This is a genomic window from Leifsonia sp. Y878, assembly GCF_057669685.1.
The window spans coordinates 946,883-964,571 of the sequence record NZ_JBYHFS010000001.1; the positions used below are offsets into that span (position 1 = coordinate 946,883).

17 protein-coding genes are annotated in these 17,689 nt (G+C 62.9%); 5 read left to right on the forward strand and 12 right to left on the reverse strand.

The window, feature by feature from the left end:
- Nucleotides 1-4: 4 nt before the first annotated feature.
- The gene (locus AC25Y4_RS04450; RefSeq protein ID WP_488119525.1) at nt 5-241 is read left to right on the forward strand and encodes a hypothetical protein; all 237 of its coding nucleotides are present in this window, start codon (nt 5-7) and stop codon (nt 239-241) included.
- Nucleotides 238-1,080: an SURF1 family cytochrome oxidase biogenesis protein gene (locus AC25Y4_RS04455; protein WP_488119154.1), complete on the forward strand. Its 843-nt coding sequence runs from the start codon at nt 238-240 to the stop codon at nt 1,078-1,080. The genes AC25Y4_RS04450 and AC25Y4_RS04455 overlap by 4 nt, the downstream gene beginning before the upstream one ends.
- A gap of 63 nt (nt 1,081-1,143) precedes the next feature.
- Here the strand turns inward: AC25Y4_RS04455 and AC25Y4_RS04460 are convergent, their stop codons facing one another.
- The 4 genes from AC25Y4_RS04460 to AC25Y4_RS04475 all read right to left on the reverse strand — a co-directional run bounded on the left by AC25Y4_RS04460 (nt 1,144) and on the right by AC25Y4_RS04475 (nt 5,708).
- The gene (locus tag AC25Y4_RS04460; protein ID WP_488119155.1) at nt 1,144-2,529 is read right to left on the reverse strand and encodes a M14 family zinc carboxypeptidase; all 1,386 of its coding nucleotides are present in this window, start codon (nt 2,527-2,529) and stop codon (nt 1,144-1,146) included.
- A 173-nt stretch (nt 2,530-2,702) separates the two neighbouring features.
- The gene (locus tag AC25Y4_RS04465) at nt 2,703-3,317 is read right to left on the reverse strand and encodes an FMN-binding negative transcriptional regulator (protein WP_488119156.1); all 615 of its coding nucleotides are present in this window, start codon (nt 3,315-3,317) and stop codon (nt 2,703-2,705) included.
- A gap of 63 nt (nt 3,318-3,380) precedes the next feature.
- Nucleotides 3,381-4,979 (reverse strand): ABC-F family ATP-binding cassette domain-containing protein, encoded by a 1,599-nt coding sequence (locus AC25Y4_RS04470; RefSeq protein ID WP_488119526.1) that lies wholly within the window; start codon nt 4,977-4,979, stop codon nt 3,381-3,383.
- A 93-nt stretch (nt 4,980-5,072) separates the two neighbouring features.
- Nucleotides 5,073-5,708 (reverse strand): TetR/AcrR family transcriptional regulator, encoded by a 636-nt coding sequence (locus AC25Y4_RS04475; RefSeq protein ID WP_488119527.1) that lies wholly within the window; start codon nt 5,706-5,708, stop codon nt 5,073-5,075.
- 143 nt (nt 5,709-5,851) lie between these two features.
- Here AC25Y4_RS04475 and AC25Y4_RS04480 point away from each other — a divergent pair, with 143 nt between their 5' ends.
- Nucleotides 5,852-7,042, forward strand: coding sequence for a flavin-containing monooxygenase (locus AC25Y4_RS04480; RefSeq protein ID WP_488119157.1), 1,191 nt, complete (start codon nt 5,852-5,854; stop codon nt 7,040-7,042).
- Nucleotides 7,043-7,074: 32 nt separating this feature from the next.
- Here the strand turns inward: AC25Y4_RS04480 and AC25Y4_RS04485 are convergent, their stop codons facing one another.
- The 6 genes from AC25Y4_RS04485 to sufB all read right to left on the reverse strand — a co-directional run bounded on the left by AC25Y4_RS04485 (nt 7,075) and on the right by sufB (nt 12,556).
- Nucleotides 7,075-8,283: a lipase family protein gene (locus AC25Y4_RS04485; RefSeq protein ID WP_488119158.1), complete on the reverse strand. Its 1,209-nt coding sequence runs from the start codon at nt 8,281-8,283 to the stop codon at nt 7,075-7,077.
- Nucleotides 8,284-8,420: 137 nt separating this feature from the next.
- The gene (locus AC25Y4_RS04490) at nt 8,421-8,750 is read right to left on the reverse strand and encodes a metal-sulfur cluster assembly factor (protein WP_488119159.1); all 330 of its coding nucleotides are present in this window, start codon (nt 8,748-8,750) and stop codon (nt 8,421-8,423) included.
- A 4-nt stretch (nt 8,751-8,754) separates the two neighbouring features.
- Complete coding sequence (gene sufC / locus AC25Y4_RS04495; RefSeq protein ID WP_488119160.1) at nt 8,755-9,519, reverse strand: Fe-S cluster assembly ATPase SufC; 765 nt, start codon at nt 9,517-9,519, stop codon at nt 8,755-8,757.
- 76 nt (nt 9,520-9,595) lie between these two features.
- Nucleotides 9,596-9,922, reverse strand: coding sequence for a non-heme iron oxygenase ferredoxin subunit (locus AC25Y4_RS04500; RefSeq protein WP_488119161.1), 327 nt, complete (start codon nt 9,920-9,922; stop codon nt 9,596-9,598).
- A 3-nt stretch (nt 9,923-9,925) separates the two neighbouring features.
- A complete protein-coding gene (gene sufD / locus AC25Y4_RS04505) occupies nt 9,926-11,137 on the reverse strand; it encodes a Fe-S cluster assembly protein SufD (RefSeq protein ID WP_488119162.1) in 1,212 nt (403 codons plus the stop codon).
- Nucleotides 11,138-12,556, reverse strand: a complete 1,419-nt coding sequence (sufB, locus tag AC25Y4_RS04510; RefSeq protein ID WP_488119163.1) for a Fe-S cluster assembly protein SufB — start codon at nt 12,554-12,556, stop codon at nt 11,138-11,140.
- A 264-nt stretch (nt 12,557-12,820) separates the two neighbouring features.
- On the opposite strand from sufB, the gene AC25Y4_RS04515 reads away from it, so the two are divergent.
- Entirely contained in the window at nt 12,821-13,759 is a 939-nt protein-coding gene (locus tag AC25Y4_RS04515) for a COX15/CtaA family protein (RefSeq protein ID WP_488119164.1), read from the forward strand.
- Here AC25Y4_RS04515 and AC25Y4_RS04520 read toward each other — a convergent pair.
- Both AC25Y4_RS04520 and AC25Y4_RS04525 read right to left on the reverse strand, forming a co-directional pair.
- On the reverse strand, nt 13,756-14,301 hold the full coding sequence (locus AC25Y4_RS04520) for a dihydrofolate reductase family protein (protein WP_488119165.1): 546 nt from the start codon (nt 14,299-14,301) through the stop codon (nt 13,756-13,758). The genes AC25Y4_RS04515 and AC25Y4_RS04520 overlap by 4 nt on opposite strands.
- Nucleotides 14,302-14,333: 32 nt before the next feature.
- Complete coding sequence (locus AC25Y4_RS04525) at nt 14,334-15,254, reverse strand: heme o synthase (RefSeq protein WP_488119166.1); 921 nt, start codon at nt 15,252-15,254, stop codon at nt 14,334-14,336.
- Nucleotides 15,255-15,547: 293 nt separating this feature from the next.
- Here AC25Y4_RS04525 and tkt point away from each other — a divergent pair, with 293 nt between their 5' ends.
- A complete protein-coding gene (tkt, locus tag AC25Y4_RS04530; protein WP_488119167.1) occupies nt 15,548-17,641 on the forward strand; it encodes a transketolase in 2,094 nt (697 codons plus the stop codon).
- Nucleotides 17,642-17,689: the final 48 nt, after the last annotated feature.

Sequence of the window (17,689 nt, forward strand, 5' to 3'; positions counted from 1 at the left end):
GGGCATGGACCTTGACCACGACACCTGCTCGCGAGCAGGTTGCCGCGAGCCGGCATCGTGGCGACTCGACTGGCGCAACCCCCGCATACACACTGAGGACAGAGTGAAGACCTGGCTAGCCTGCGACGAACACGTCGATTACCTGCGCGAGTTCATCAGCGCCCGTGACTTCCCGCTGCGCGTGACTCCGCTGCACGGCGACGCCGCATCCGCTGCCGCAACAGAGGTGACCAACGCGTGAAGGGCTGGTCATTCCTCGTTTCCCGGCGATGGGCCGGCTACCTGGCGCTCACTATCGTGTTTGCGCTCGTGTGTTGCGCGCTCGGCGCCTGGCAGTTGTCCCGGCGCGCGGAGGCCCAGGCAGAAATCGCCAGGGTTGACGCGAACTTTGACTCAACCCCCGTGGCGCTCGATGAGGCGCTGCCGGCCCTTGATTCCTTCGACGAGTCCCAGAAATGGCTCCAGGTCGAAATGACCGGGACGTACCTGGTTGACCAGGAACTTCTGGCACGCAACCGTCCGCTGAATATCAACCCGGGCTTTGAAGTACTCACCCCGCTACTGCTCGACGACGGCACGGTTTTTGTCGTCGACCGTGGCTGGCTTCCGACCGGTGAAGCACAGGACGCACCGGATGTCGTCCCCGCGGCTCCGACGGGCCCCGTCACCGTCGTCGTCCGGTTGAAAGCCGGCGAGCCGACGCTTGCCGGCCGAACCGCGAGCGGGAACCAGATCGCCACCATCAATCTTGAGGACATCGCCGGTCGCGTCGACAAGCCGACCTACACCGGCGCATACGGCCTGATGGCCAGCGAAGACCCGGCGCCCGACGAACGTCCGGTGGCCGTGACGAGACCGGTCAGGGACGAAGGCCCACACCTGTCGTACGCGTTCCAGTGGTTCGTGTTCGCCCTGATGGGATTCGTGGGTCTCGGCTGGGCAGCCAGGCAGGAGTTCCGCACGATCAACGCGCTCGACCCTGACGAGCAGGATCGTGCCGCTGAGCGGGCGCGCAAGCAGGCGGCCAAGCCGCGAAGCGACGCCGAGATCGAAGACGAGCTCCTCGGCCACAACCGCTGATTCACCGGCAATGTGCCGCGGGATGGCAGGGCTGAGCGAGACGGCCCGCGCGCCCGAATCTCGTTACAGGGTGCCAGCGAAATACGCAGCGCCGGTGAGGATCGCCCCGTACTGCACTCCGACGAGCGAGGCGATCGGAATATCATCAGCATCGTTGTCGGCCGCGGCCTCTGCCTGCCACCGGGTGTAGAGGTCACGCATCCGCTCTGAAATGCGGCGCAGCTCTGCCGGCGCCGTGCCCGCGTTCACTTCTGCCTCGAACGCGCGCAGGAGCATTCCGCCGAATCGGAGCCGGAACATGTGAATCAGGTCTTCGCAGCCGAAGCGTTCGGCGACAGTTGCGGGGCGCTGGGATTCCGACTGCTTCGAACGAGCAATGTTCGACTCACCTGTCGACGTCATCATCGGCACGAAGGCGCGGGATGCGCGGATGAACGGGGTGTCGAGGCTGAGCATCGGCTCTGCCTGGTCAAGCAGCGAGTTCAGCTCTGTCCCGAAGTCAACGAATGTCTCACCGGTGCGTGCGAGAAGCGACGAATACGTCTCCTCGATCGGCACGGTGTTGTCGGCGTCGGCATGCTTCCAGTAGGGAAGCTCGGCGATCATCGACAGCGTGCCGTAGCGCAGGGCGTAGTCGCTGGAGGCATTGCCGCCGGAGCCGGCCGGGAACGGGTCACCGCCGAGGGACTCGATCCAGTCGTACACCTCCTCCAGGGCGCCCGTGATGAAGATGGCCGGTGCGAGCTCCTTGAGATGCCCGCCTTCCGGCTCTCCCTTGTCGAGGGGAAGTCCAAGGCTCGCGGGCACAGCGGCCAGCAGGTCATAGATTTCCGGCACGTCGCGGGTGAGGTAGTAGTAGACGCCGCCCATTTCCGCGTTGTGCAGCGGGACGTAGAGGTCTGGCCTGGTGAGGTCGATGGCGCGAGCGAGCGCCTGCGTCTCTGGGAGCATGGCGTCGAAGTAGGCCTTCTTATAGGCCCATGGGAAGGTCCATTCGACCTGTTCGTTGGGTGCAGGTCGGTAGAACGCCCGCGCGTAGCTGCCACGATCGCCTGGTTCGTTGAACCAGCCTTCGTTGAGCCTGGCGCCGTCGGGATCGATGCACGGCACGATGTTCCAGCGCGCATCGAGACCGGCACGGAGCTCCTCATCGGTGACGAGCTGCTCAAGCAGGTGCACGGCTGTCCAGGCGCCGACCGGCTCATTCGGGTGCACTCCGCCGACGACGAGGTGCGACAGGCTGCCATTCCCGATCGAGTACATCCACAGGCCCTCTCCCAGACGGCTGGTTCCGATGCGCTGGGCTGTGATCAACTCCGGATTGTCAGCGTGCAGCTTCTCGAAGCGAGCGGTGAGCTCGTCCATGGTGGGGAAATACGTTCGATCGGGGACCAAGCTGACCCGCCGGAGAATGTCGTCCGGCGAACCGACCTGGATGTCACGACTCACAGTCGCAGATGATTCCACTGGTGCTGGTGTTCCTTTGTACTCGTGTGACTGTGTAGCGATTGCCGGACATCGGCATGACCGCGAAGTCCCCAAGAATACGGGCTTGCACCTGCTGATAACCTGCGCCGGTCATCCGCAGGCGCTGCCATCGGGTCAGTCTCAACAAAACGCGCTCACTTGTCGTGCACCCGGCGCATCTCCGCTGCGAGGTCGGGGTGAGCGTAGTTCTCGCCGTGTTCGAGCTCGGCAACAACATGGCCGACGATCTCGTCTGTCTTGTCCTGGCTGAGCTTTGCACGAGCCTCGAACCTGTCGACGAGCAGCCGGAACCCGACAGTGCCAGACACGATGCGGCGGCCGTACTCTTCGTTGTCCTCGAGCAGGTTGGGCTCTGGCAGCTTGTGTTCGAAGTGCTGCACGAGCGTGCTGAGCATCCGCCAGTTCTCCTCATCGCTCAGCACCTCTGGCGTGCCGTAGAGGTGCGCCGTGACGTGGTTCCACGTCGGCACAGCCGGCTTGCCGTCGTACCAGCCAGGCGACACGTAGCCGTGCGGGCCCTGGATGATGATCATGACCTCGTGCTCCCCCAGCTCAAGGGCGCGGTCGTCTGGACGACCGACATGACTGACGATGCTGATGCCGTCGCTATCCTCTTCCAGAATGACCGGATAATGCGACGCCACCAGTCCTTTTGCGGTACTGGAGACGATGGTTGCCCAGGGGTTCTCGCGGATCAACCGCTTGACTTCCTCAGGGTCTGTGACGATGTAGTCGGGGGTATAACGCATGGCGCCATCATGACAGAAAGGGCCGGGAATCAGATTCCCGGCCCTTCGTGTTGCTACACCCTGCTACGCAAGCGTGATCAGGTCGAGGTAGTCCTTGTTCCAGTGGTCTTCAACACCGTCAGGCAGGATGAGGACGCGCTCGGGGTTCAGCGCCTCGACGGCACCCTCGTCGTGGCTGACCAGGACAACAGCGCCGGCATAGTTCGCCAGGGCGTCGAGGATTTCCTCGCGGCTGGCTGGGTCGAGGTTGTTAGTCGGTTCGTCAAGCAGCAACACGTTGGCGCCGGAGACAACGATCATGGCCAGGGCGAGCCTGGTCTTCTCGCCACCAGACAGCACGCCGGCCAGCTTGTTGGAGTCATCACCGGTGAACAGGAACGAGCCGAGCACGCGCCTGGCTTCCATCTCAGTGATGTTGGGCGACGACGACACCATGTTCTGCAACACGGAGCGCTTGACGTCGATCGTCTCGTGCTCCTGGGCGTAGTAGCCGATACGCAGGCCGTGGCCGGGCAGGATCTCACCGGTGTCCGATTTGTCGACGCCGGCGAGCATGCGCAAGAGGGTGGTCTTTCCGGCACCGTTCAGGCCCAGGATGACGACCTTGGAGCCACGGTCGATCGCGAGGTCGACGGCCGTGAAGATCTCGAGGGAACCGTAGCTCTTCGACAGGTTGGTCGCCATAAGCGGCGTGCGCCCACAGGGAGCAGGCTCTGGGAAGCGCAGCTTGGCCACGCGGTCGACAGCGCGCACTTCTTCCAGTCCGGAGAGCATCTTCTCAGCGCGAGCAACCATCTGGTGCGCTGAGGCAGCCTTGCTGGCCTTGGCGCCGAACTTGGCAGCCTGCAGCTGCAGGGTCGAGGCCTTCTTTTCGACGTTCGTGCGCTCCTTGCGGCGACGCTCCTCGTCAGATGCACGCTGGCGCAGGTAGTGCTTCCAGCCCATGTTGTACACGTCGATGACGGTGCGGTTCGCGTCGAGGTAGAAGACGCGGTTGACCGACTCACCGACGAGCTCGATGTCGTGGCTGATCATGATGCATCCGCCGCGGTAGTTCTTGACGTATTCGCGCAACCAGACCACTGAATCGGCGTCGAGGTGGTTGGTGGGCTCATCGAGGATCATCGTCTCTGCGGCAGAGAACAGGATGCGTGCGAGTTCGATGCGTCGACGCTGTCCACCGGAGAGCGTCTTCAGCTGCTGGTCGAGGATGTGGTCTGGGAGGCTCAGGTTGCTGGCAATCGACGCAGCTTCCGCCTCGGCTGAGTAGCCACCGAGCGCGTTGAACTGGTCGGTCAATCGGGAGTACTTGCGCATGGCGGCTGAGCTGACAGATTCATCCGAATCGCCCATAAGCAGGCTCGACTCATGCATTCCGAGCGCGATCGTGCCGAGGCCACGCGCGTCGAGGATGCGCGTGCGGGCGAGCATCTCCGGGTCGCCTGAGCGCGGGTCCTGCGGCAGGTAGCCGATCTCACCGATGCGATCGATCTTGCCCTTGGTGGGCAGGGTCTCCCCCGCAAGCGTCTTGGTCAGTGTGGTCTTACCCGCACCGTTACGCCCGACCAGACCGATTTTGTCGCCTGCGGAGACGCGGAAATTCACGCCCTCCATGAGCACGCGTGCTCCAACTCGGATTTCGAGATCTTGCACACTGAGCACAGCAATAGTCCGTTCGAAGGTGATGGTGAGGTTCGGGTCCGACTGGACCAACTCTCTAGTATATTTCCTCGCGCGGCTGCCCGAGTACGCGCACTATGCCAACAGTGCCGTCAGGGACGTTCTGACCCACTGGCGATACGCATCCGCTGACCAGCCGATGTCGCCGACTAGAGACCGATAAATCTGCGGATGTCCGATGGACCAGAGCGCTGCAGCCGCCTCGTGGTCGCTCAGGCCGCTCCGCAACCCACGCAGCGCACGGAGGCGTGAGGCGGCTTCCCCATAGTTGTGCAGCCGCCGCGCAGAACGTCGCTGCTCCAGCTCTGCCACATCGGGGTCAACGGATGCCGCCTGGCTGATGACCTGGTTGATGCGAGCCGTGCGCTGGTTGACGTCAACGAACCAGTTGGTCATGATCGTCACCACGTCGGCCGGTGTGCGCGCCTCACTGACCCTCGCGCGCATGACATCCGGAACGAGGGCAGGAGCATCTGGACCAGCTGCGAGGTGGTCGAGCACCGCGGCCAGCAGCTCCGCTTTGCCGCCGATCGAGTTGTAAATGGTCTGCACCGCAACGTTCGCTTCCCGTGCGATAGCGGTGATGGATGTCGGGATGTACCCGCGCTCGAGCATCAGCGCACTGGCTGCCCTGACCACAGCATCCCTCGTCGCCGCGCTCTGCAGATCGCGCCTTGACGGTCGAGTCGGCCGGGATTCCGCGGTTGTCATCACTTGATTAGCATACCGTTCCAGTGAATGGAGTGGTATTCTAATCACTGATGACGCGGCACCGGACTGCTGTTGATGGCTGTCCCCTGAGCGCCGTGCCAGATACTGTGTGCCACGAATCGGTCCACCGGCTGGAGGGCATCATGCACGACGATCACGCACCGCGTCTGCTCCACACCATTATTATCGGCGGCGGCCAGGCAGGCCTCGCCGTTGCCCACGCACTACAGAGGCAGCTCGTCGCCGCGCGTGTTCATGCCAGCGACACGTCCATGCTGCCGACGGCGTGGATGCGCACAGAGGCGTCGCTGCTCCCCGCAGAGCCGCTCGTGCTCGAGGCGCGGGACAGGGTCGGCGACGTGTGGCGCGATCGATGGGACTCGCTGGCGCTCTTCACACCGGCCAGGCATGATGGCCTCCCCGGACTCAGGTTCCCCGCCCCACCAGACAGCCTGCCAGGCAAAGACGCTGTTGCGGCGTATCACCAGTCCTATGCGGATCGGTGGGGCCTGAATATTCGCACGGGCACCGTCGTGAGCAAGGTGACCATGACGCCCGAAGGGTGGCAGGTGAGCATTGCAGGACCAGCAGCTGGGCCGATCGCCGGTCCAGCGGAATTTGTCACAGAGAACGTCGTCGTCGCGACCGGCTCCCATACTGTTCCACACATTCCAGCACTAGCGGGTGAGCTGGATCCCTCGATCGCCCAACTGCACACAACGGATTATCGTCGACCGTCGCAGCTCCCGGACGGTCCTGTGTTGGTCATCGGCGCTGGAACCTCAGGCTCAGAGATCGCACGCGAGCTGGCCCACACACATCCGGTCACGCTGGCCGGTCGCCCGACACCCCATGTTCCCGAAGCAGCGCTGCGGTATGCGAGTGGCGCGTACTGGCGCTTCATCAACTCCGTGCTCACCCGCAGCACGCCCATTGGCCGTCGCGCCGCGGTCGGCTTCACCCAGAAGGGTGCCCCGCTGATTGGCATTTCAACACGTGATATCGATGCCGCCGGCGTGACCAGGGTCGGCAGGATCGAGAGAGTGGATGACGGCCGGCCCGTCACAGAGGACGGCCAGCGCCTGACTCCCACCACCGTGATCTGGGCGACGGGATATCGCCCTGACTTCCGCTTCATCGACGGGCTGCCGCTTCGCCAGGACGGTTGGCCAGACCAGGATCGCGGCGTGCTGCCCGACCTGCCTGGTCTCTACTTCGTGGGGATTCCGTTCCAGTACGCGTTGACCTCTGCGCTCATGGGCGGGGTCGGTCGCGACGCAGCCTATGTCGCTGACCACATCGTGCACCGATCCGGCGCACGGCTCACGGCATAGCCAGGCGGCCGGCATAGCAGGCAGGCAACACATCAGGGACAGGTCGAGGCTGGCGGCGCTCCAGCGCTGGCGGCCGCAAAGAACTCCACGACCGTCGTCACAGCATCAAGAGCAACCGTGCCGTGCGTGGCCTTCGGAATCGTGTCGTAGATCACATGCTCCCCCGACGCACACTCTGCAGCGACGAATGCTGCAGTGGCAGCGGGAAGAACGAGAGTGTCCTTCTCCCCCTGCGCGACGAGCAAGGGAACGCCAAGCGGTTTTCCCCCTGGAGTGTTCAGAGCGAGCAGCGTTGCCCACGGTTCGATTGAGGTCGGGTTCACCGTGGTGTAATTCCCCACCAGCTTCTCGGCATCGGCGTGCAGCCAGGGGTGCTGACTGATCAGGCACAGCTGCGCCATAGCCGGAGTCGCTTTCGCGCCGGCCTCCGTGAGAATCGACGTCAGCGAGAGGCCTGGATACTCAGCCGCGTATACAGAGACGTAGGCCGAGAATGCATAGGAGCCGATCGTGACGCCTGAGGCATCGCTGAGATGATCGGCGAATAGCTGAGCAAGGTTTGCCGCCGGTGCCGCGACAGCGACGGCTGTGAGGTTCAGCTCTGGAGCGTACGACGCCGCATCCTGCCCGGCGAAGAGCGCGGCCTGGCCACCCTGCGAGTGTCCCCACAGCAGAAGATCGGCTCCGGCGTGTGCGTCTGGAATAAGCCGAGCCGCGCGTGCCACGTCAAGCACGCTGTTCCCCTCACTTGTACCGATGAGGTATGAATCGGGGCCGGCCACCCCGAGGCCCGGGTAGTCGGTGGAGACAACGACGTACCCGGCCTTCACCATGGCACGTGCCCCTTCGACCAGGAGGAACGGATCAACGCCTCGTGACGGCGCACAATGCTCGGCCGCACCGGTCGTTGGATGCGCCCAGGACACGATTGCCCGGTCCGACACCGCGCCAGACACATCAGGGGCCAGCACCGTGCCGGAGACCACGATGTCAGACCCGTGAACATCCCGCGAGTGATAGAGCACGCGCCACGCCTTGGTGCCGTCAGGCGCACTCTCAATGGGTTCAGTGCGCACGATGTCGCCCGGTTCCCCTGGGGCTACAGGCTCAGCAAGTTCATAGAACGACGCATCGGTCAGCTGTTCTGCTTCGCCCTCGACGAGACGCCTGTCCGTCGATAACGAACAGGCAGACAGTGTGGCCAGCGCAAGCACGAGCACGACCATCACGCTGGGCGTCACACGTCGACGATGCCGCACAATTCCCCATTTCGCACAAAACGGCGTGTGCGCCGTTTCCACAAGTATGAAACTTATGGAAACGGCGCGCACGCCGAATTGGTGAAACAACGGACATCCGCCCGCTCACAGAACGAGTGTTAGATGGCGAACCCGAGGGCACGCATCATGTCACGGCCGTCATCGGTGATCTTTTCAGGACCCCACGGCGGCATCCACACCCAGTTGATGCGGAATTGATCGACAACGCCATCGAGCGCCTCAGCCGTCTGCTCTTCGAGCACATCGGTGAGAGGGCAGCCAGCGGAGGTCAGGGTCATGTGGATGATGAGAGCGTCGTTCTCGTCATCCCAACCAAGGTCATAGATCAGACCGAGGTCGACGACGTTGATGCCGAGCTCTGGATCCATGACGTCTTTGAGCGCTTCTTCGATTTCGTCGTAGCGCGTGGGACTGAGCGTTGAAACCATGCGACTAGCCTACGTTCGACGCTTCGAGATAGCGATCGTATCCCTCATCTTCAAGACGGTCGGCCAGCTCAGAGCCACCCTGCTCTGCGACGCGTCCGTTAACGAACACGTGCACGAAGTCCGGCTTGATGTAACGCAGGATGCGCGTGTAGTGCGTGATGAGGAGAATACCGAGGTCGGAGTTCTCCTTGGCACGGTTGACGCCCTCAGACACGATCTTCAGCGCGTCGACGTCGAGGCCAGAGTCGGTCTCGTCGAGCACGGCGAACTTCGGCTTCAGAAGCTCGAGCTGCAGAATCTCGTGACGCTTCTTCTCTCCACCGGAGAAGCCCTCGTTCACGTTGCGCTCTGCGAAGGACTTATCCATGCGCAGCTTGGTCATTGCCTCGCGGACTTCCTTGATCCAGCTGCGGATCGCGGGAGCTTCGCCGTCGATCGCGGTCTTCGCGGTGCGCAGGAAGTTGGTGACGGACACACCGGGGATCTCGACCGGGTACTGCATGGCCAGGAACAGACCGGCGCGTGCACGCTCGTCGACGGTCATCGTCAGCACCTCTGCGCCGTCGAGCAGGATGGATCCGCTCTCGACGTGGTACTTCGGGTGACCGGCGATCGTGTACGCCAGTGTTGACTTACCTGAGCCATTGGGGCCCATGATCGCGTGGATCTCGCCCTCGTTGATGGTGAGGTTGACGCCCCGCAGGATCTGCTTGGTGCCCTGGTCGGTCTCGACACTGACGTGCAGGTCTTTGATCTCAAGAACAGACATGAAATTCACTTTCTTCGTATAAAAATTGGCGTCTGGACGCCGGATGCTGTGCAGCGGACAGGTGCAGGTCTGGTTCTCAGACGGGAATGGTGACGGCGGGGTCGATGTAGACATCGCCGTCGACCAGCGACACCTGGTACACCGGCACCGGTTCGTAGGCTGGGAGCGTGATCGGCTTACCGGTGCGCAGCGAGAACTTGGACCCGTGGGCCCAGCACTCAAGGGTGTCGTCTTCGACGAAACCCTCAGACAGCGAGATATCACCGTGTGTGCACGTGTCACCGATGGCGAAGACGTCGCCGGCTGAGTCGCGGACGACCGCAATGGGCAGCCCGTCGATCTCGACCTTGACAGCTTCGTTCGGCGTCAGGTCGTCGAGGGCACAAATCTTGACGGATGCCATGATCTACTTCACATCCGTTCCGCGGAGTTCTGCTTCGATCGCCTTCTGCAAGCGCTCTTCGAGCGCCGGCGAACCGATCTGCTGCACGATTTCGGTGAGGAATCCACGCACGACCAGGCGCCGGGCCTCGTCCTCCGAGATTCCACGGGACTGCAGGTAAAACAACTGCTCGTCATCAAAACGGCCGGTCGCACTCGCGTGGCCAGCCCCGAGGATGTCGCCGGTTTCGATCTCGAGGTTCGGGATCGAGTCTGCGCGCGTGCCCTCGGTGAGAACCAGGTTGCGGTTCTGCTCGTAGCTGTCGGTGCCAGGAGCTGAATTGCCGATGAGCACATCGCCGATCCACACGGTGCGCGCACCGTCGCCCTGCAGCGCACCCTTGTACGTCACACGGCTGCGGCTGTGGGGTGCGTCGTGGTTGACGTACACCTGCTGCTCGAGGTGCTGGCCGGCATCCGCGAAGTAGAGGCCGAGCGCCTCGATGTCGGAGCCTGCGCCGGCGAGGTGAATCGACGGGTTGACCCGAACGATGCTGCCGCCGAGGGATACGACAACGTGCTTGAGCCTGGCGTCGCGGCCGACGGAGGCGAAGTGGTTCGCGAGCTGCACGGCCGCGCCATCCCACTCCTGGAGCGTGACGACGGTGAGGTTCGCCGATTCGCCGAGGATGATCTCGACGTTCTCCGTGAGGCGGGCAGATCCGGTGTTCTGCAGGATCACAACGGCCTGGCTGAACGGCTTGGCCTCGATGATCGTGTGGGCTGCACGAGGAGCGTCGCCAAGCTGGGCACGAGTGATCGTGATCTCCTTGGCCTCTTCACCGCTGACGGTGATGGCCATGGCCTGCTCGAAGTTGGTCCAGGCGTTGGCGGATGCGCGCTCTTCAGGGGTGCCGGCAGTGCCGATCCTGACGTCGTCGCGACCGACCCACTCAACGGAGATGCCGGGGGCATCCGTTGACTGGATCTGGTACGGCGAGCCGTCGAGGTCTCCCCCAGTGAGGTCGGTGAACTTGCCGACGGGAGAGAGCTTCCACACCGCTTCGCGGCCGGTGACGGCCTCGAAATCGGTGACGTTGACGCTCTTGAAGCGATCTGACCGTGTCTGAACGGGAACGAACCCGAACCGACCGTCTGAATGCTCTTTGATACCGTGCTGTTCGTTCGTGGGCATAGCTGTTGAAGCGCTTGATGCTGGCGCAGAGGCGGCGGTCATTTAGCCGACGGATCCTTCCATGCCCATTTCGATGAGCTTATTGAGTTCGAGGGCGTACTCCATCGGGAGCTCCCTGGCGATTGGTTCGATGAAGCCACGCACGATCATGGCCATGGCCTCGTCTTCAGGCATGCCGCGGCTCATCAGGTAGAAGAGCTGCTCTTCGCTGACCCGCGAGACCGTGGCCTCGTGGCCGAGCTGCACGTCGTCAACACGGATGTCGATGGCCGGGTACGTGTCTGAACGCGACTTGGTGTCGACCAGCAGCGCGTCGCAGCGCACGGTGTTCGCTGAGTGGTGCGCAGCGGCATCCACTCGCACCTCACCGCGGTATCCGGCGCGGCCGCCGCCACGGGCGATCGACTTGGAGACGATGGATGACTGCGTGTACGGAGCCATGTGGATCATCTTGGCGCCGGCATCCTGGTGCTGGCCGGGGCCGGCGAATGCGACGGACAGGGTCTCACCCTTGGCGTGCTCACCCATCAGGTAGATCGACGGGTACTTCATGGTGACCTTTGAGCCGATGTTGCCGTCGATCCACTCCATGGTCGCGCCTTCAGCAGCCGTCGCACGCTTGGTGACCAGGTTGTAGACGTTGTTCGACCAGTTCTGGATTGTCGTGTAGCGAACGCGGGCGTTCTTCTTCACGATGATCTCGACGACGGCGGAGTGCAGGGAGTCCGACTTGTAGATCGGGGCGGTGCAGCCCTCGATGTAGTGAACGTAGCTGCCCTCGTCGGCGATGATGAGCGTGCGCTCGAACTGGCCCATGTTCTCGGTGTTGATGCGGAAGTAGGCCTGAAGCGGGATCTCGACGTGCACGCCAGGCGGCACGTAGACGAAGGATCCGCCCGACCACACGGCCGTGTTGAGGGCGGCGAACTTGTTGTCGCCGGAGGGGATGACCGTGCCGAAGTACTCTTCGAAGAACTCCGGGTGCTCCTTGAGCGCCGTGTCGGTGTCCATGAAGATGACGCCCTGGGCTTCGAGTTCTTCGTTGATCTGGTGGTAGACAACCTCTGACTCGTACTGGGCTGCGACACCGGAGACGAGGCGCTGGCGCTCTGCCTCTGGGATGCCGAGTTTCTCGTACGTGTTCTTGATGTCGTCAGGAAGGTCGTCCCAGGTCTGGGCCTGCTTCTCCGTCGAGCGGACGAAATACTTGATGTTGTCGAAGTCAATCTCAGAGAGGTCTGCGCCCCACGTCGGCATTGGCTTGCGCTCAAAAAGCTGCAGGGCCTTCTGGCGGCGGTTCAGCATCCATTCTGGCTCGCTCTTCAGCGCCGAAATGTCGGCAACAACCTCCGGCGAAATTCCGCGCCGCGCAGATGCGCCAGCGGCGTCAGGGTCTGACCAACCGAATTCGTAGGTACCCAGCCCCTCAAGTTCGGGGCGGTCAAGCAGGACATCCGACATACTTACCTCTTCTCCTATCCACAACAACCCGGATATCAGTCCGGTCATTCCCGGACAGCACTCCAGAAGGAGACCCTGCGCGGGAACGGATTGTGTGGACGGCTACATTGCGTACCTAAGATGTTCATGGACTATTCGCGCGTGTTGCCCGCCGGGCACATCACTTGCACGATCCATGAAACACCTAATTCTACAGGTTGAATGTGGGTTTAGTAGTGGTCACACGGCGATTTCACAAGTCTTGACGAACAAGGAGTAAAACAGTTGAAGCGGATCTGGGCACTGGTACCCGATCGGGTTGATGTACGACTGCGTGTGATCGCGTGGGTGTACCTCGCCGCTCAGATCCTCTTGATCGGCACTGGCGGACTTGTACGACTGACCAGTTCTGGGCTCGGCTGCCCCACCTGGCCGAAGTGCACGGACGAATCGATCGTGAACACCCCTGAAATGGGCATCCACGGCATCATCGAGTTCGGAAACCGCCTGCTCGGCGTTGCACTCGGCCTGCTTGCGATTCTTGCGTTCATTGCCATCCTGCGCGTGCGGAAGTCTCGCCCCGACCTGTTCTGGCTCACCCTGCTCGCCGGCCTCGGCATCCCTGCACAGGCCGTCATCGGCGGCATCAGCGTACTGACGCAACTGAACCCGTACGTCGTCGGGCTGCACTTCGTCGTCTCTGCTGTGCTCGTCGGCCTCTGCACCACGTTCCTGCAGCGCACGTACACGACGCCCGGCCCACGTGCTGCCGCGGTCCCCCGCTGGTACCTGATCGTCACTCACATCACGAGCTTCGTGGTGGCCATCACCGTGCTCGTCGGCATCATGACGACCGGCTCAGGCCCGCACGCCGGTGATGCGGACGCTCCTCGCAACGGCCTGAACTCCGAGCTGATGCAGCACTTCCACGCCTGGCCCGCATACGCGACCTTCGTGCTCACCATCGTGCTCGTCGTCGCCGCGATCCGCTTGCAGCTCCCCACCAGGCTGTGGGCGATCCTGCTGCTGGCCATCGAGCTGGTCCAGATTGCCGTCGGACTCCTGCAGGCAAACCTTGGCCTCCCCGCCATGCTCGTCGGCACCCACATGGTACTGGCCAGCGCGCTCGTCGCTGCGATGGTGGCCGTGATCCTGAACCTGAAGCAGCCTGTCGCTTCCGTGCCGGACGCCACCTCAGAGCGCTTGGAGTCGGCCGCCCGCTAGCTGTGGCTGCCTGACAGGCTGTATGCGAGTTCCAGGGCGCCGTTCGACAGCGCCCTGGTCCGCTGCAGCGTGAGCGGACTCGTTGGGCCTGAGAGCGGCAGCAGGCGCTTTCCGGCGCCAAGCAGGATCGGAACGATGCTGAGCAGCAGCTCGTCGAGCAGGCCGGCATCCGCGAACTGCGCAGCGACGTTGCCGCCGCCCATCACCCAGACGTTCTTGCCGGCCGCCGCCTCGAGCGAGGCAGAGTGCACGGCCGTCACATCACCGTGGTGAAAGCGGATGTCGGCGCCGGGTACCGCAGGCAGCGTGCGTGACGTGAGCACCCACACTGGCAGCACGCCATATGCCCACGACTCGTCGGCACCAAGGAGGTATTCGTAGGTCGTGGCGCCCATAACGATCGCGCCGACCCAGCGCATGAAGTCGTCATAGCCGGCCTGAAAAGGCTCGAAGCCGAACTGCAGCAGCCACTCGATGCGGTCATTCTCGTCGGCGATGAAACCGTCAATCGTCGACGCGACGAAGTACTGAGTGATTCCCATGCCCGGACTCTAGCCCGGACTCACGGTGCTTTCTAGAAAGGCAGCAGTGGGTCGATGGCCACCGCGAGGAACACCAGCGTGAGGTAGGTGATCGAGCCGTGGAACACACGCATCGGTGAAACGTGCTCGTGACGAATGGCCAGGTTGTACAGGCGGTGCGTCTCGTAGATGAACCAGCCACCGCTCGCGAGAGCGACGACGGTGTAGACCACGCCCATCTGCGCGATCGGAGTCAGCAGCAACGAGCACGCGACAGTCGCCCATGCGTACAGGATGACCTGCAGTCCGACCTGGGTGCGCCCGCGGACGACGGCCAACATCGGCACGCCGGCTGCCTGGTAGTCGTCGCGGTACTTCATGGACAGCGGCCAGTAGTGCGGCGGGGTCCAGAGGAAGATGATCGCGAAGAGGATGAACGGCGGCCACGACAGATCGCCGGTCACGGCAGCCCAGCCGATGAGTACCGGCATGCAGCCGGCCACTCCGCCCCAGATGATGTTCTGCGCGGTGCGGCGCTTGAGGATAATCGTGTAGAAGACCACGTACAGCAGGATGGCGCCGAGTGACAGCGCTGCGGCCTGCCAATTTGTGAAGACAAGCAGCCACACGATGGATGCGATTCCGAGCACCCACGCGAAGACGAGTGCCTGGCGGTCGGTCAGCTCTCCCGTCACCAACGGACGATCTTTGGTCCGCTTCATGATGCGGTCGATATCGCGGTCGATGTAGCAGTTGAAGGCACCTGCAGACCCGGCACTCAGCGAACCACCGATGAGAGTGGCAAGCATGAGCCACAGGTTCGGGATGCCCCGCTCCGCCAGAATCATGGTGGGTGCGGTGACAACGAGTAGCAGTTCGACAACACGCGGCTTCGTCAGGGACAGATAGGCCTTGAAAGTCTGCCGGACGCTTGTCGATCCGCTTGTGGTCCGGGTCTCTACAGCGACGTCCATTGCTCCTCTTACGTATTGCATTTTCACTAATCCTAAGTCATCTCGGCACCTTGTGTGTGCGCTCCGAATTGCTCAAAGTGTCGCTGAGAGACGGCCGATTCTGACACGAACTTCTCAGGGTTCCCTATACTGAATGTGCTCGCCAATCAACGCGACTGGATCAATGCGCCCTTGTGAGCGCTCGGTTCAGCGCCGCTGAGATGCCGAAGATGTCTACCGGCGCGCTACACCTCTATTCGGAGCGCGGGTCATTGACCACCTGCCCTCTTTGTACTCAGAAGGGTCGATTTCAAGTGGCAGCATTGCAGTGGGATTCCATTGACAGCAAGGCAGTAGACACGGCGCGCATCCTTGCGGCAGACGCCGTGGAGAAGGTTGGAAATGGGCACCCTGGCACAGCCATGAGCCTCGCACCCGCCGCCTATCTGTTGTTCCAGAAGGTCATGCGGCGCGACCCGGCCGACAACGAGTGGATCGGTCGCGACCGCTTCATCCTCTCCGTCGGTCACAGCTCGCTGACCCAGTACGTACAGCTTTACTTCGGTGGCTACGGCCTCGAGCTCGACGACCTGAAGGCGCTCCGCACGTGGGGCTCCAAGACTCCGGGACACCCGGAGTACGGACACACCGATGGTGTCGAGATCACGACGGGCCCGCTGGGCCAGGGCCTGGCATCCGCTGTCGGCTTCGCATACGCCGCACGCTTCGAGCGTGGACTGTTCGACCCCGAAGCACCGGCGGGCACCAGCCCGTTCGATCACTTCACCTACGTCATCGCCGGTGATGGCGACCTGCAGGAAGGTGTCACCAGCGAGGCATCATCGCTCGCCGGCCACCAGAAGCTCGGCAACCTGATCGCGATCTACGACAGCAACCAGATCTCCATTGAAGACGACACCAACATCGCCTTCACCGAAGACGTCAAGGCTCGTTACGAGGCGTACCACTGGGACGTCCAGGTCGTTGACTGGAAGAAGACCGGCGAATACGTCGAAGACATCCAGGCACTGAACGACGCCATCGAGGCAGCCAAGGCCGTCACGGACAAGCCGTCGCTCATCATCCTCAAGACCATCATCGGATGGCCGAGCCCGAAGAAGCAGAACTCTGGCAAGATCCACGGTTCAGCCCTCGGTGCAGAGGAACTCGCCGCAGTGAAGACGGTTCTGGGCTTCGACCCAGAGCAGAGCTTCGAGGTCGCTGACGAGGTCATCGCCCACACCCGCAAGGCCCTCGTCCGTGGCGCAGAGCAGCACGCAGAGTGGAATGTCTCCTTCGAGGCATGGGCAACGGCCAACCCCGACAAGAAGGTCCTGCTTGACCGCATCCTCACTGGCGACCTGCCGGATGGCGTCGAAGAGGCACTGCCCGTCTTCGAAGGTGGCAAGGAAGTCTCGACTCGCGCGGCATCCGGCAAGGTACTGAACGCACTCGGCCCGGTCATCCCCGAGCTGTGGGGCGGCTCAGCTGACCTCGCAGAGTCGAACAACACCACCATCGAGGGCGCAGCATCCTTCGTGCCTGCGGAGCACTCCACCGGCGCATGGACGGGCAACGAGTACGGCCGCGTGCTGCACTTCGGAATCCGCGAGCACGCCATGGCCGCGATCCTGAACGGCATCGTCCTGCACGGAAACACCCGCCCGTTCGGCGGAACCTTCCTGATCTTCAGCGACTACATGCGTCCGGCCGTTCGTCTTGCCGCCCTCATGAAGGCGCCGTCGATCTTCGTCTGGACCCACGACTCCGTCGCACTCGGCGAAGATGGCCCGACACACCAGCCGATCGAGCAGCTCGCAACGCTCCGCGCGATCCCGGGTCTTGACGTTGTTCGCCCCGGCGACGCGAACGAGACCGCCTGGGCATGGAAGACCATGCTTGAGCGTCGCAACGGACCAGCCGGCATCGCGCTGACCCGCCAGAACATCCCCGTGTACGAGCGTGGAGAAGGCGCAGCATCCGGTGACGTCTTCGCCTCGGCCAGCAACGTCGCCCACGGCGCATACGTTCTGGCAGAGGCCGCAAACGGCACGCCGGACGTCATCCTGATCGCCACCGGTTCAGAGGTTCAGCTTGCCGTTGAGGCTCGCGAAGCTCTCAAGGCAGACGGCATCAACGCTCGCGTCGTGTCCGCCCCAAGCCTGGAGTGGTTCGAAGAGCAGAGCGCCGAGTACCGCGAGTCGGTTCTGCCGGCCGCCATCACCGCGCGGGTATCGGTTGAGGCCGGAATCGCGTTGACATGGAAGAGCTATGTAGGCGACAAGGGACGCAGCGTCTCGATCGAGCACTTCGGTGCATCGGCCGACTACAAGACCCTGTTCCGCGAATTCGGCATCACCACAGAAGCTGTGGTCGCCGCCGCCAAGGAATCGCTCGCAGCGCACTAATTGCCAACTGGTTTAGCGGGGGCTGGATCCCAGCCCCCGCAGGATTTT

What these genes read in the sequence shown, in the direction of transcription:
- AC25Y4_RS04450 (WP_488119525.1), top strand. Translation starts at nt 5, where the DNA reads ATGGACCTTGACCACGACACCTGCTCGCGAGCAGGTTGCCGCGAGCCG.
- AC25Y4_RS04465 (WP_488119156.1), bottom strand. Translation starts at nt 3,317, where the DNA reads ATGCGTTATACCCCCGACTACATCGTCACAGACCCTGAGGAAGTCAAG.
- AC25Y4_RS04475 (WP_488119527.1), bottom strand. Translation starts at nt 5,708, where the DNA reads ATGACAACCGCGGAATCCCGGCCGACTCGACCGTCAAGGCGCGATCTG.
- AC25Y4_RS04480 (WP_488119157.1), top strand. Translation starts at nt 5,852, where the DNA reads ATGCACGACGATCACGCACCGCGTCTGCTCCACACCATTATTATCGGC.
- AC25Y4_RS04490 (WP_488119159.1), bottom strand. Translation starts at nt 8,750, where the DNA reads ATGGTTTCAACGCTCAGTCCCACGCGCTACGACGAAATCGAAGAAGCG.
- sufC (WP_488119160.1), bottom strand. Translation starts at nt 9,519, where the DNA reads ATGTCTGTTCTTGAGATCAAAGACCTGCACGTCAGTGTCGAGACCGAC.
- AC25Y4_RS04500 (WP_488119161.1), bottom strand. Translation starts at nt 9,922, where the DNA reads ATGGCATCCGTCAAGATTTGTGCCCTCGACGACCTGACGCCGAACGAA.
- sufD (WP_488119162.1), bottom strand. Translation starts at nt 11,137, where the DNA reads ATGACCGCCGCCTCTGCGCCAGCATCAAGCGCTTCAACAGCTATGCCC.
- sufB (WP_488119163.1), bottom strand. Translation starts at nt 12,556, where the DNA reads ATGTCGGATGTCCTGCTTGACCGCCCCGAACTTGAGGGGCTGGGTACC.
- AC25Y4_RS04520 (WP_488119165.1), bottom strand. Translation starts at nt 14,301, where the DNA reads ATGGGAATCACTCAGTACTTCGTCGCGTCGACGATTGACGGTTTCATC.
- AC25Y4_RS04525 (WP_488119166.1), bottom strand. Translation starts at nt 15,254, where the DNA reads ATGGACGTCGCTGTAGAGACCCGGACCACAAGCGGATCGACAAGCGTC.